This window comes from Limosilactobacillus pontis, from assembly GCF_002940945.1.
GTDB classification, from domain to species: Bacteria; Bacillota; Bacilli; order Lactobacillales; family Lactobacillaceae; genus Limosilactobacillus; species Limosilactobacillus pontis_A.
Map to the genome: position 1 here is coordinate 62,655 of NZ_PNFV01000007.1, position 12,326 is coordinate 74,980.

General features: G+C 50.6%; 13 protein-coding genes. 10 read left to right on the forward strand and 3 right to left on the reverse strand.

What is annotated here, in order from left to right; genetic code table 11:
- Positions 1–27 precede the first annotated feature (27 nt).
- The 10 genes from CK797_RS06750 to CK797_RS06795 all read left to right on the forward strand — a co-directional run bounded on the left by CK797_RS06750 (position 28) and on the right by CK797_RS06795 (position 9,123).
- On the forward strand, positions 28–261 hold the full coding sequence (locus tag CK797_RS06750) for a Veg family protein (protein WP_104688993.1): 234 nt from the start codon (positions 28–30) through the stop codon (positions 259–261).
- A 134-nt stretch (positions 262–395) separates the two neighbouring features.
- The gene (ispE, locus tag CK797_RS06755) at positions 396–1,247 is read left to right on the forward strand and encodes a 4-(cytidine 5'-diphospho)-2-C-methyl-D-erythritol kinase (RefSeq protein WP_104688994.1); all 852 of its coding nucleotides are present in this window, start codon (positions 396–398) and stop codon (positions 1,245–1,247) included.
- Positions 1,248–1,421: 174 nt separating this feature from the next.
- Positions 1,422–2,336, forward strand: a complete 915-nt coding sequence (locus CK797_RS06760; protein WP_104688995.1) for a metal ABC transporter solute-binding protein, Zn/Mn family — start codon at positions 1,422–1,424, stop codon at positions 2,334–2,336.
- A 1-nt stretch (position 2,337) separates the two neighbouring features.
- Positions 2,338–2,997 (forward strand): ABC transporter ATP-binding protein, encoded by a 660-nt coding sequence (locus CK797_RS06765; protein ID WP_104688996.1) that lies wholly within the window; start codon positions 2,338–2,340, stop codon positions 2,995–2,997.
- A gap of 14 nt (positions 2,998–3,011) precedes the next feature.
- Positions 3,012–3,812: a metal ABC transporter permease gene (locus CK797_RS06770; RefSeq protein WP_104688997.1), complete on the forward strand. Its 801-nt coding sequence runs from the start codon at positions 3,012–3,014 to the stop codon at positions 3,810–3,812.
- A gap of 149 nt (positions 3,813–3,961) precedes the next feature.
- The gene (gene purR, locus CK797_RS06775) at positions 3,962–4,792 is read left to right on the forward strand and encodes a pur operon repressor (RefSeq protein WP_104688998.1); all 831 of its coding nucleotides are present in this window, start codon (positions 3,962–3,964) and stop codon (positions 4,790–4,792) included.
- Positions 4,793–4,811: 19 nt separating this feature from the next.
- Positions 4,812–6,179: a bifunctional UDP-N-acetylglucosamine diphosphorylase/glucosamine-1-phosphate N-acetyltransferase GlmU gene (glmU, locus tag CK797_RS06780; RefSeq protein WP_104688999.1), complete on the forward strand. Its 1,368-nt coding sequence runs from the start codon at positions 4,812–4,814 to the stop codon at positions 6,177–6,179.
- Positions 6,180–6,297: 118 nt separating this feature from the next.
- Positions 6,298–7,284 (forward strand): ribose-phosphate diphosphokinase, encoded by a 987-nt coding sequence (locus CK797_RS06785; protein WP_104689000.1) that lies wholly within the window; start codon positions 6,298–6,300, stop codon positions 7,282–7,284.
- Between the two features lie 141 nt (positions 7,285–7,425).
- A complete protein-coding gene (locus tag CK797_RS06790; protein WP_104689001.1) occupies positions 7,426–8,142 on the forward strand; it encodes a hypothetical protein in 717 nt (238 codons plus the stop codon).
- Between the two features lie 81 nt (positions 8,143–8,223).
- Complete coding sequence (locus CK797_RS06795) at positions 8,224–9,123, forward strand: linear amide C-N hydrolase (RefSeq protein WP_225365038.1); 900 nt, start codon at positions 8,224–8,226, stop codon at positions 9,121–9,123.
- A gap of 107 nt (positions 9,124–9,230) precedes the next feature.
- On the opposite strand, the gene yidA is transcribed toward CK797_RS06795, so the two are convergent.
- The 3 genes from yidA to CK797_RS06810 are packed head-to-tail and all read right to left on the reverse strand — an operon-like array spanning position 9,231 to position 12,261.
- Entirely contained in the window at positions 9,231–10,058 is an 828-nt protein-coding gene (gene yidA / locus CK797_RS06800; protein ID WP_104689002.1) for a sugar-phosphatase, read from the reverse strand.
- The gene (locus tag CK797_RS06805) at positions 10,058–11,434 is read right to left on the reverse strand and encodes an HD domain-containing protein (RefSeq protein ID WP_104689003.1); all 1,377 of its coding nucleotides are present in this window, start codon (positions 11,432–11,434) and stop codon (positions 10,058–10,060) included. The genes yidA and CK797_RS06805 overlap by 1 nt, the downstream gene beginning before the upstream one ends.
- A gap of 5 nt (positions 11,435–11,439) precedes the next feature.
- Positions 11,440–12,261 (reverse strand): biotin/lipoate A/B protein ligase family protein, encoded by an 822-nt coding sequence (locus CK797_RS06810; protein ID WP_104689004.1) that lies wholly within the window; start codon positions 12,259–12,261, stop codon positions 11,440–11,442.
- Positions 12,262–12,326 lie beyond the last annotated feature (65 nt).

The following is a 12,326-nucleotide window of genomic DNA, read 5'->3' on the forward strand; positions in this document are numbered from 1 at the left end:
ATGTTTAATACAGTGAGGTGAAAGTGGATGCCAGACAGTATTGCTGAAATTAAAGAATTACTGAATGCACGGGTCGGCCAAAAGGTAATGGTGAAGGTCCAGGCCGGCCGCAAGCGAGTGAATACTCTTCATGGTACGCTTAGCAAGACCTATCCAGCAATTTTTATCATTCACCTGAATAATAGTGAGGATGACCTGCAACGGGTCTCATATACATATACCGATTTATTAACACATAATGTTTCACTTGCCTTTGAATAAGATGAGTCCGTGCCAAATTTATTTTTGGTGCGGATTTTTTGATTAAAAAGCACGGTTTGGAAGTACTTGCCAGCACTGCGGCACCATTAGTATAATCAAAATAAGATCTTTTACGGGAAGGAGTGCTGTTCACGATGCTTGTTACAGAGAAGGCTCCGGCAAAGCTTAACCTGAGCCTAGATACTCCGATGCGGTATTTCGACGGGTCGCCGCGTTGGGACATGGTGATGACGTCGGCCGACTTAGCTGACTATGTGACTGTGGAGACGCATTCCCGGCCCACGACGATCAAGGTTTACACAGACAGCGGCTTTTTGCCAAATGACCAGCGTAATCTGGCCTATCAGGCGGCTCACATCCTCCACAGTCGGTTTCACCGGCGAGAGGGGGTTACCATTCGAATCAAGAAGAATATCCCGGTGGCAGCCGGGCTCGGCGGCGGTTCATCTGATGCGGCGGCGGTGTTGCGGGCGTTAAACCGGATCTGGCGCCTTGGCCTCAGCAGGCCGGAACTAGCCAAGGTGGCCCTAACGATCGACTCGGATGTTCCGTATTGTGTTTACAGCCAATTGGCCCACGTGACCGGACATGGTGAGCAGATCGAATTGCTGCCAGCTCACCCCCATTACTGGGTGGTGATTGCCAAGCAGCAGACTAGTGTTTCGACGCCCCAGATTCTCCGACAGATCAACTATGAGGAATTAGATCACTTGGATAATGAGCGTCTGATTGCGTGTTTGAAGGCTCAGGATTGGAAGAACGCCGTCAAGTATATGGGAAATGTCTTGGAGCCCGTGACAATGCGGACTCATCCGGAGATTCGCCGTCTGAAGGACAAGATGACTAGTCTGGGTGCGGACGTAGCCCAGATGAGCGGGACCGGGCCGACGGTATTTGCAATTTGTCACACCGAATCGCGGGCCCGGCGGATTCAAAACAGTATTCGCGGTTTTTGCCGGGATGTACATGTTGTGACCTTGTTATAGATAAGCTAAAGGCTGGAACTCAGCTGAAGCGCCTCATGATTGTTAGACAAAGTTCTAATGATTGTGAGGCATTTTTGTATGGAGGCTTGCACCTGATCATAATTTTCGGTAAGATAGTTCATGTTGTAAATAGTAACGATTACTATTTATTTTTGAGAAAAGAGTGAAGAATGCGTGGGAAGAAAGAGTTATTGTTTGGGCGTTGGCAGCCTAATTGCAGTTCTGCTGGTAATCCTTGGGTTATCCGTTGTGCCGTGGCGAAGTATACATCAGGAACGGCGGCCGATTCGGGTGATTACTAGCCTGGATTTTTACGGTGAGGTAGCTCAGAAGGTAGCCGGCAGGTACGGGGAAGTGACATCATTAATTAACAATGCCGCTATTGATCCCCATGACTATCAGCCCGGTACTAAGCAGGCCCAGAAGATGGAACAGGCTAACGTGGTGATTGAGAACGGTCTCGGTTATGATCACTGGCTGACTAAGCTGACCATGTCAGCGGCAGGTCCTCAATGTACGGTGATCGACGTCGGTCAGGAGGTAGCAGGAAAGCATCTGGGGGCTAATGAACATGTCTGGTACGACCCGCAGACGATGGGGCGGCTGGCCGACACGTTGGCCAGCCGTTACGGGGAGATTGACCCCCGGCACAAGGACTACTACTGCCAGCGGGCCCGCCAGTACCATCAATCGCTAGCACCGCTCAACTCTGAAATTGCCCATATTCGGGACAGAGTGGGCAGTAAGCGGGCTGTGGCGGTCAGTGAGCCAGTTTTTGATTATGCTCTTGAATCACTAGGCTACCAAGTAGTTGATCCCCACTTTGCGAAGGCAATCGAGGATGGCAACGATCCGTCACCCAAGGATATTCAGGAGCTGCAACAGGCGATCATCAACCACCGGATTGCATTTTTCGTCGAGAATCGCCAGACTAGTGACCGGATGATTGACAACATGGTTTGTTTGGCGCGCCACCATGGGGTTCCCGTTCTAAAGGTGACCGAAACCAAACCTAACGGGACGAGTTATGTTCAATGGATGCTTAAACAGTACCGGCAGCTGGGCCGGATTCAGCAGGAGGGAGAATAGGATGGCAGTTGTATCAGTAGAAGATCTGAGTGTAGCCTATGGCAACCACCAGGTTATCTCGGACCTAAGCTTCACGGTCAATGAGGGGGATTTCCTGGTAGTGATCGGTGAGAACGGGGTTGGAAAGACCACCCTGGTGCGGGCCTTATTGGGTCTGCTTAAGCCGCGCAGTGGGGAAATTGATATCCCGGCTAGTACTAAGATCGGTTACGTACCCCAGTTTCGTAACATTGACGAGGAGTACCCGCTCTCAATTCGTGATTTCGTATCGCTGAACATTAGCAAAGGGGTTATTCCCTGGCTGAGCAAAAAAGAGCGGTCTCGGGTTGACCGGATGATCCGGATGACTGATCTGACAGCGATTGCGGATCGTCCCCTCGGCCTGGCTTCCGGAGGTGAGAAACAGCGGGCCTATCTGGCGCAGGCTCTCCTTCCGTCGCCCCAGTTGTTGATCCTCGATGAGTCAACCGCCAGTCTGGACAATGAAATGAAGTATGAGCTGCTTGACCTGGTGACGCGCTTTCAGCAGGATAACCTGAGCGTGATGTTCATTACCCACGACTGGGACCTGGCTCGTCACTTTGGTACCCGCTTTTTGCAGATGAAGCCAAACGGGTACGACGAGGGGCCAATCAATGAGCTGCCCGAACATGAGGAGTAGGAGGAATCGATAGAATGTTAACATTAGCTTTCATGCGGCATGCTTTTATTGCCAGCACCTTTATCGCGGTAGTCAGCGGGATCATTGGGGTATTTGTGGTGGCTCGGCAACTGTCGTTTCTGACCCACACTCTATCTGAGATTGGCTTTGCTGGGGCGTCGTTTGCAGTCTTTGCTGGCTGGCCGGCCCTGGACGGAATGATCTTATTTACCATGCTCAGTTCGGTCCTAGTCGGTCAGATGAGTATCAAGGAATCTCGCCGTGAGGCCGTCATCAGTGCGGTTTCCGCCCTATTCATCGGGCTGGGGATTCTCTTCCTTTCACTGAGCAGTCAGACTGCCAGTTCGGCCACCAGCATTCTCTTCGGGAGTGTTGTCGGCATTAGCGTTAACGAGGTCCACCAGCTGATTATTCTTTCGATCGTGGTTCTATTGATTACTCTGGCAATTTATCGGCAGCTGAAATTCAGCTCTTTTGACCCGATTGGGGCCCGGGTGGTTGGAATCAATGAAACCTTGATTTCGGTGCTTTTCCTTCTTCTTCTAGCCCTGAGTGTCAGTGTGGCAGCTCAAATCGTTGGTTCACTGTTGATATTCATTCTGCTGACCCTGCCGGCCGCTAGCGCCAAGTACTTCACCCATGGCGTTGCCAAGATGATTGTCCTGGCAATCCTCTTCTCTCTTTTGGGAACCTGGTTGGGCCTATTGTTGGGCTACTTAACCAACTGGCCGGTCAGCTTCTTTATCGCGGTGATTGAGGTTGCAATCTACGTGGTGGCACTGGTCTATCAAAATTATTTTGTCGAGGCCAATTAAATAATTTATAAGCAGGTCGAGAAGCTTATTTCCCGGCCTCGCTTTGTTTTAAAAGACGGCTGAAGATTTTAAAAATAATTCAGCTAAACACGAACATTTTATGGTAAAATTAACTAGAATTAATACTTTTTGAAAGGGAGAAAAGAATGATGAAAGTACGTCGAAGCAACCGTTTGGTAGATATGACACGTTACCTGATGGAACATCCCCGCACCTTGGTGTCCTTGAAGTTCTTTAGCGAACGTTACGGATCTGCTAAGTCCTCGATCAGTGAAGATCTTAGTATTGTCAAGCACACCTTCTATACCTGGGGAGAAGGACGTCTTGAGACCATCCCTGGCGCCAGCGGTGGAGCCGTTTTGACGCCATTTTACTCCAAGGAGAACGCTCAGCGAGCTATTGACAACCTGGTCGCTGAGGTCAACGACGACTCACGCCTATTGCCAGGAGGGTATGTCTACCTATCTGACCTGATTGGCCGGCCAGATATTCTCCGGCAAGTCGGTCGTCTGATTGCTACCCAGTACGTAGATAAGGATGTTGACGTGATCATGACGGTTGAGACCAAGGGGATTCCGATTGCCCAGAGTGTGGCCATGTATATGGACAAGCCTTTTGTGATTGTTCGTAACAGTTCCCACATTACGGAGGGGCCAACGGTCAGTGTCAACTATGTCTCCGGGTCCGTAAAACGGATAAAAAAGATGGAGCTCTCCCGGCGGACCCTGTCGGCAGGGGCCAACGTAGTGGTTGTTGATGACTTCATGAAGGGCGGTGGCACCCTCAACGGAATGCATTCCCTGATTAAGGAGTTTGATGCCAACCTAGTCGGGATGACCGTCCTGGCCGAGGGGAACGCAACGAATGGCAAACGGCTGGTTGACAACTGTACTGCATTAATTAAAGTAGATGCTGAAGACGGCGAGGCGAAGTCGATTACGGTTCGCCCTGGTAACTTCATGACAACGGTATTTGATTAGGAATGGAGAACAATTAACGATGGCAAAACGTAACGCAATTATTTTAGCTGCTGGTAAGGGAACTCGGATGCGGTCCAAGCTCTACAAAGTGCTGCACCAGGTTTGCGGTAAGACAATGGTTGATCACGTCCTGACTCAACTGGAAAAGGCTCACATTGAAAATATCATCACGGTGGTCGGCTTTGGAGCTAAGACGGTTGAAGAAAGTCTCGGGCACCGGACCCGCTATGTCCTGCAGAAGCAGCAGCTGGGGACTGGCCATGCGGTAATGCAGACCAAGGATATCCTTGGTGACATTGATGGGGAAACCATTATTGTTAGTGGGGACACCCCACTGTTTAAGGCCGAAACCTTTGAGAAGCTTTTTCAGTATCATGAACAGCGTCACGCCGCGGCCACTATTTTGACCTCAACGGCCCCAGACCCGACTGGCTATGGCCGGATTGTCCGTAATGACGTTGGTATTGTGGAACGGATTGTGGAGCAAAAGGACGCCACCGTTCAGGAACAGGCAATCAAGGAGATCAACACTGGGGTCTACTGCTTCGATAATCAGAAGCTCTTTGCGGCGCTGAGCAAAATCAATAATGACAACGCCCAAGGCGAGTATTACCTGACTGATGTCATTGGTATTCTTAAGAGTGAAGATGAAATCGTGACGGCCTACAAGATGGCAGACTTTGACGAATCGATGGGGGTCAATGACCGAATTGCCCTCGCCCGGGCCAACCAGGTAATGCGCGACCGGATCAACAAGCACTGGATGCAGGAAGGGGTCTCCATGATCGATCCCGCTACTACCTACATCGATGCCGACGTCACTCTGGGTAAGGACACAGTTCTGGAGGGCAATGTTGTCCTCAAGGGAAAGACAGTGATCGGCAACGATTGCTACATCAGTGCTGGTTCTCGGATTATCGACTCGACCATCCATGATGGAGTTAAGATTACCTCTTCGACCTTGGAAAATGCCGAGATGCATAACGGCAGTGATATTGGTCCAAACAGCCACCTGCGTCCAGGAGCCGAGATCGGTGAGGACGTCCACATTGGTAACTTCTGTGAGGTCAAGAAGGCCTACATCGGTGATGGCACTAAGGTTGGTCACCTGACCTACATCGGTAACGCTACTCTTGGTAAGAACATCAACGTTGGCTGTGGAGTTGTCTTCGTTAACTACGACGGTACCAATAAGCACCACACCAATGTCGGTGACCATGCCTTTATCGGCAGCAACAGTAACCTTGTTGCCCCAGTTAACGTTGCCAAGGACGCCTTTATCGCGGCTGGTTCAACGATTACTGACAGCGTTGAACAATACGACATGGCCATTGCCCGAGCACGACAGGTTAACAAGAAGGACTATGCCAAGAAGCTGCCTTGGTAATCCCGGCTTTTGCTTGCTTTTTAATAGGTGGCTCTATATGATAGAAAAGGATAGAACGCATCTTCATTGATGAGCTAACCGTACGTCAGTAGCTATTTTATATATTGCGGAGGATCTAATGACACAGCATTATTCTGACTCTAACTTAAAAATCTTTGCGTTAAATTCTAACCGCCCGTTGGCAGAGAAAATTGCGGAACACGTCGGCGTCGAACTTGGAAAGCTGTCCGTCGACCGGTTCAGTGATGGTGAAATCCAGATTAACATTGAGGAGAGTGTCCGTGGTGACAACGTCTACGTCATCCAGTCTACCTCTGCTCCCGTCAATGATAACCTGATGGAGCTCTTGATCATGGTCGATGCTTTGCGGCGGGCAAGTGCCAAGACCATCAACGTGGTGATTCCATACTATGGTTACGCACGACAAGATCGAAAGGCACGGAGCCGGGAACCGATTACAGCTAAACTGGTTGCCAATATGCTTCAAAACTCCGGGGTCGACCGGGTTATTGCCCTCGACCTGCATGCTGCCCAGATTCAAGGATTCTTTGACATTCCGGTTGACCATCTGATGGGGGCGCCATTGCTGGCGGAATACTTCATCAAGGAAGGGGTAGCTGACGATGCTGTTGTTATTTCACCGGACCACGGTGGGGTAACCCGGGCTCGGGCACTGGCTGAATTCCTGAAGTCGCCAATCGCCATCATTGATAAGCGGCGGCCACGGGCCAACGTTGCCCAGATTATGAACATCATTGGGAATGTCAAGGGTAAGAAGTGCATCATGATCGACGATATGATCGATACGGCGGGGACCATCACTTTAGGTGCCCAGGCCCTGATTGATGCGGGTGCCCAGGAGGTCTATGCCTCATGTACCCATGCGGTATTGTCTGGCCCAGCCATTGAACGTTTGGAGAAGTCCCCAATCAAGGAGGTCGTGGTGACTGATTCCATTAAGCTGCCGGCTGAGAAGCAGATCAAGAAGATCAAGCAAGTGTCCGTGGCTCCCCTGATTGCTGATGCCATCAAGCGGATTAACGAAAACCGGCCGGTCAGTCCACTGTTCAAGCGGGTTTTCCAGAGTGCTGAATTAGAAAAGTAGAATACTAAAAGAAGACGCAGCCGCGCAAAGTGGTTGCGTCTTTACTAAATCTAGCCAGCTTTAGGGAATGGGTTGCCCATTCATGATATAATATTAGTGAGTGAAATTATTCAAATCTGCCAGATTAGGGGAGGATCAATTATGAACAAGGTAGTTAAAAAAACAATTGTAGGGACCGCCGCCTTGACGGTTTCCCTCATGCTGGCAGCCTGTGGCCAGCAGAGTAGCACGGCCGATTCACCGTCGAGCAGTTCATCTTCCAAGACCCGTTCTGCAGAAAATGAATCAACTAAGGCATACCGGTCTGCCAACCGCTTAATCCGTAACCATGATTATCAAGGAGCTTATGACAAGCTGAATGCAGGTAGTGCCCGGTCCGGCCAGGCTGCTAAGCTGAGTACTGACCTGCAGAACTACATCAATGCCAAGTCCGCCTATGATAATGGTAACTACGACCAGGCGGCCAGCAGCTTGAAGAACCTGAAATCGACAAGCCCGGCCATGCGTGACGCCTATGTTAGCCTGCAGAACAAAATTACGAGTGCCAAGAAGAACAGCTACAACACGAGCAGTTCCAGCAAGCATAGTAGTTCTGCAGCGGCAACTAGCAACAGCAGCCAGAGTGCTTCGGCTGCCAACCAAGTTGCGGACAGTCAAACCAGTGACCAAGTTGTCACTCGCTTTGCCAACAAGATGGGCTTTGTTGGTGAAAAGGGTTACGAGATTATCCCAACTGCCAAGAACGGTAATGTTTACCGGTTTGAAGTTCGGCAAAATAATCATGACAACACGGTTGCCAGCATGATCGGGATCTATCAGTACAACGATCAAACTGGTGCGGTGTCCAAGCTTCAATAACGAATTAATTTAACGAATAAAGGAAGGTCCGGTGTCAGTGATGAATGCCGGACCCTTTTTGGTAATAAGGAGGGAATGCCAATGTGTACAGTGATGACAATTGACCAGGACCATTTGTTGGGTCGGACAATGGATTTCCCGCCTCGGACCGCCTGGCATCTGACTTATCTGCCACGGGGATATCAATGGCGGGCGGCCCAGGGGACCGTTAGTCATCATAACCGATGGGCCCTGCTTGGGGGGATGCGGGTTGTTGCCGGTCATTACCTGATCGGTGATGCAGTTAACGATGCCGGTCTGGCGGGGGCCGAACTCTTCTTCCCGGTGGCAGCCCAATATTCAACTACTGTCCGAGCTGGGACGCAGGGGATGACTCCTCAGGATTTTATTATGTGGGCACTGGGAACTCACGCCACGGTCCATAAGCTGGCAGCGGACCTTGACCGGGTGACGGTAATTGACGCCCCGTGGTACGATGATCAGCGCTACCCATTTCACTGGCTGTTGATGGATCGGACCGGGACATATGTAATCGAGCCCCTGGGAGATCATCTTCACGTCCGGCCCAATCCACTGGGAGTCATCACTAATACTCCGGCGCTTGATGACCAGTTGACACACCTGACTGCTTATCTTAATCAACCGGTCACTTCCTCGGCTATCCAGCTGGCTCAGGCTATTGCGACAACCAGTCAACCATTGCCAGTGGGTGGCAACTCGGTCCAGCGCTTCATTCAGGCGGCTATTTGGCGCTGGCGACAACCCCCGCGGGACGCCAATGAACTGTTAGCCTTTCTTCAACGGGTGACGGTTCCCCATACCCCGGCCCATGCCCATAATTACACTCACTACCAGGCGATTATCAATATTGTGGATCGGCAGTATAACTTTTACGACCAGCACTCAGGGGCGGTGGTCAGTCGTTATCTAACAGACTTGATGGAAAAGTGGCCAACCACCCCGCAACGGTTTGAAAGCTAAAGCCGAAGAAACTTACTATGTAGTGTATTTATAGTTGGAAAAACACAAGTGGCTGGCGAGAAAATAACGTTTTCTCGCCAGCCATATTTTAGATTAGTGTAGGAATTTTATTTCTGATCAAAGACGTACTTATTAACGGCCTCGGCCACGCCGTCGTGGTTATTATCGGCAACGGTTACGTCAGCCACTGCCAGGGTCTCCGGAATTGAGTTTCCCATTGCCACGCCAATTCCGGCAAATTCGATCATTGAGTTATCATTTTGGGCATTGCCGAGGGCCATTACTTCATTTTGTTTAATTCCCAGTTGCTTACTGAGGGTTTTCAAGGTCTTCCCCTTGCTAGCGTCTGGGTGCATGAATTCTAGATAGAAGTCCTCACTGCGGACAATTGAGAAACGATCGCGCAGGTCTTGAGGCAGGTCGGCTAGGACGGTGTCGATCTTATCTTTAGTATCGACCATCATCGCCTTAGCAATGATGTACTGGTCGCGCTCACGAGACATTTCATCCATCGATCGATAGCGGACTGGCATGCTAACCAGCTCAGACTCATAGATGGTGTAGTAGCTGAGGTTCTGGTTGGTGGTGTAGATATAGTCCCGGGTCTCGATCTGGGAGTGGACCCCTTCCTTCAGACAGTAATTCTCCCAGTCTACGTAGTCGTTGAAGCTGATACTATGGTCAACGATGACGTTGCCGCTGGTTGACTGGGCCAGACCACCGTTAAAGCTGACCACGTACTCGTTGTCTTGGTTGGCAACTCCGAGTTGTTCTAGGTAGGCCTCAACCCCCGTCATCGGTCGTCCAGTGCAAAGGACTACCTTGATGCCTGCAGCGCTAGCCTTCTTGAGGGCCGTCACTGTTTTGGGAGTGATTTGCCGCTGGTCGTTGATCAGGGTCCCGTCGATATCGATTGCGATTAGTTTGATTGACATTACTTGTTCTCCTTTGGTTTGATAATGTGATTATTTTTGATATAGTGCTGAAACTGCTCGTAAATAGGCTCAAAGATTTCAAGATCTGCGCGCTCTTGCAACATTTCCTTTGGGAAGAAGAAGCGTTGGTCGCCGGCTTCTCGCCCTGAGACGCTGGCCACCAGGGTGCTGACCTGGGAGAGTTCGATGAATTCTCCATTGGGCTGGACAAGTTCAATCTGGGTCTGCGGTTTGGAGGCCTTTGGATTATAAGTGTCGTAAGGCAGTTTGAAACTGTCGTTGACGGCCGTGTAATAGCGCTCGTCAAAGCCAGCAGTCTGAATCAGGTTACGCAGGGTTGGCAGAAGATCAGCCGTCTCCTGGTCATAAATTGCCGACTTAAAGGGTCGCCGGTTTAGAAAGCGGTTGGCCAGGTCGTTGAGAATATCGTCGCTGGAGTGGGTCCAGTGGTTAAAGTAGGTGGTCAGCACACCGTCATCGAGGGCCAGGTAGTCGTCAAGGGTGAAGTGCTTATTAAAAAATGGCATCAGCATATAGGGGGTGAATTCTGGTACAAACTCGTTGTGTTGTTCGTAGATGTACTTGGCCCGCATCAATAGATGGTCGAGGATGACTTCCATTGCCCGAGAGACCGGGTGGAAGTAGACCTGAAGATACATCTGCAGCCGCGAGATGATATAGTCCTCGACGGCATGCATCCCCGAGATCTCAAAGGCAATTCCATCCTTGACTGGCCGCATAACGTGGAGAACCCGGTCGATATCGAATTTTCCATAATTGGTTCCAGTATAGTAGGAGTCCCGTTGGAGATAATCCATCCGGTCAGCGTCAACCTGGCTAGAAATCATTTGGACGACCTGTTGATTGGGGTAGGTATGATCGATCACACTGGCCACCTGGTGGGGGAAGTCGGGTGCGACCCGGCGCAGAATTTTATTGATGTTGGTTTCCGGACTGGTGATCAGCTGCCGAGTAATCTGCTCGTGGTTAGTATGGAAGATATGCTCGAAGGTGTGCGAGTAGGGTCCGTGACCGAGATCGTGCAACAGGGCCGCGCAGAGAGCTACAGGTCGCTGACCATCGTCCCATAATCCATCACCGGGCTGTTGGCTGGGGTAGTTGCGTTGGAAATTATTGCACATCTGGCGAGTGATCTCGTAAACACCCAGACAGTGGCCAAAGCGGGAGTGTTCAGCCCCGTGGAAAGTAAATGATGAGGTACCCAGCTGCTTGATCCGGCGCAGCCGCTGGAACTCTGGTGTGTTAATCAAGTCCATGATGATCTGGTTATCGACAATAATCTGTCCGTGGATTGGATCACGAAAGACCTTCTCGCGGGGCAGTTTTTCTTCATTAAAGCTTTTAAAACGTTCCACGTGAATCACCCCTTATGCAGTCGTTCCTGAAGCCGGGTCATTGCTGACAGCTCGTCATTGGCCAGCTTGATAAATGATGGCGACCAGGTGAGCTGGTGGAAGCTGTCCTGACCGTGATCAGGGAAAACACCGAGCAGTCGCTGCTTAGTGTCTTCAATGGTCAGTGGCTGGTGGAGGAGGTCCGCCAGGGTGGTCATTGCGGTTGGCCAGATGTCAGGAAAGTGCCACTTGTTGTCGATGCCCTGAAGACCCCGACTATAAAAGTCACGGATGAGTTCGCCACGACGTAACTGGTTGCCGTTAACACTCAGGTAGAGCATGACAACGACTCCAGCGGCGTTGCGTCGTTGGGAGATACCACCGATTTTTTGCTGGTTGACGCTCAGGTCGAAACTTCCAGGGCAATAGGAATGAGTTATTTCGCCGGTCGCAATTGTTAACTCGGGGAAAGCCTGGGCGACAACCTCCTCCATCCGTTGGTAAGCGGTATCGATAGTCAGCTGGTGACTCTCAAGGTGCCAGGGGAAAAAGAGGGAGAAGTTCAAGACCCCGCTATCGCTGACGACAGCCAGGCCGCCGGAGTTACGCACGAAAAAGTGCTGTTGACGGTCGTGAAGAAAGTTGAGGGCGTCGGCAAGGTGGGGGAGACGCTGATCTTTGAGACCGAGAATAACTGAGTCTTCAAGGGTCCAGAAGTGGAGCAGGGGTGCCGGTAATTTCTCACTCGAGCGCAGGAGAGCGTTGGTATAAGCAAAGGAGGTCAGGTTGTTGGCCGGCTGCAAGGGCTGGTCGAAGTATTCAACGTGTTGCTGGTTAAAATTTTGCATATGCTAACTTCTTTTCTTTAATATTATGTACAGTCTATTATACTAAATATAGTGGATAAATATTA

What these genes read in the sequence shown, in the direction of transcription:
- CK797_RS06750 (WP_104688993.1), top strand. Translation starts at nt 28, where the DNA reads ATGCCAGACAGTATTGCTGAAATTAAAGAATTACTGAATGCACGGGTC.
- ispE (WP_104688994.1), top strand. Translation starts at nt 396, where the DNA reads ATGCTTGTTACAGAGAAGGCTCCGGCAAAGCTTAACCTGAGCCTAGAT.
- CK797_RS06765 (WP_104688996.1), top strand. Translation starts at nt 2,338, where the DNA reads ATGGCAGTTGTATCAGTAGAAGATCTGAGTGTAGCCTATGGCAACCAC.
- CK797_RS06770 (WP_104688997.1), top strand. Translation starts at nt 3,012, where the DNA reads ATGTTAACATTAGCTTTCATGCGGCATGCTTTTATTGCCAGCACCTTT.
- purR (WP_104688998.1), top strand. Translation starts at nt 3,962, where the DNA reads ATGAAAGTACGTCGAAGCAACCGTTTGGTAGATATGACACGTTACCTG.
- glmU (WP_104688999.1), top strand. Translation starts at nt 4,812, where the DNA reads ATGGCAAAACGTAACGCAATTATTTTAGCTGCTGGTAAGGGAACTCGG.
- CK797_RS06785 (WP_104689000.1), top strand. Translation starts at nt 6,298, where the DNA reads ATGACACAGCATTATTCTGACTCTAACTTAAAAATCTTTGCGTTAAAT.
- CK797_RS06790 (WP_104689001.1), top strand. Translation starts at nt 7,426, where the DNA reads ATGAACAAGGTAGTTAAAAAAACAATTGTAGGGACCGCCGCCTTGACG.
- CK797_RS06795 (WP_225365038.1), top strand. Translation starts at nt 8,224, where the DNA reads ATGTGTACAGTGATGACAATTGACCAGGACCATTTGTTGGGTCGGACA.
- yidA (WP_104689002.1), bottom strand. Translation starts at nt 10,058, where the DNA reads ATGTCAATCAAACTAATCGCAATCGATATCGACGGGACCCTGATCAAC.
- CK797_RS06810 (WP_104689004.1), bottom strand. Translation starts at nt 12,261, where the DNA reads ATGCAAAATTTTAACCAGCAACACGTTGAATACTTCGACCAGCCCTTG.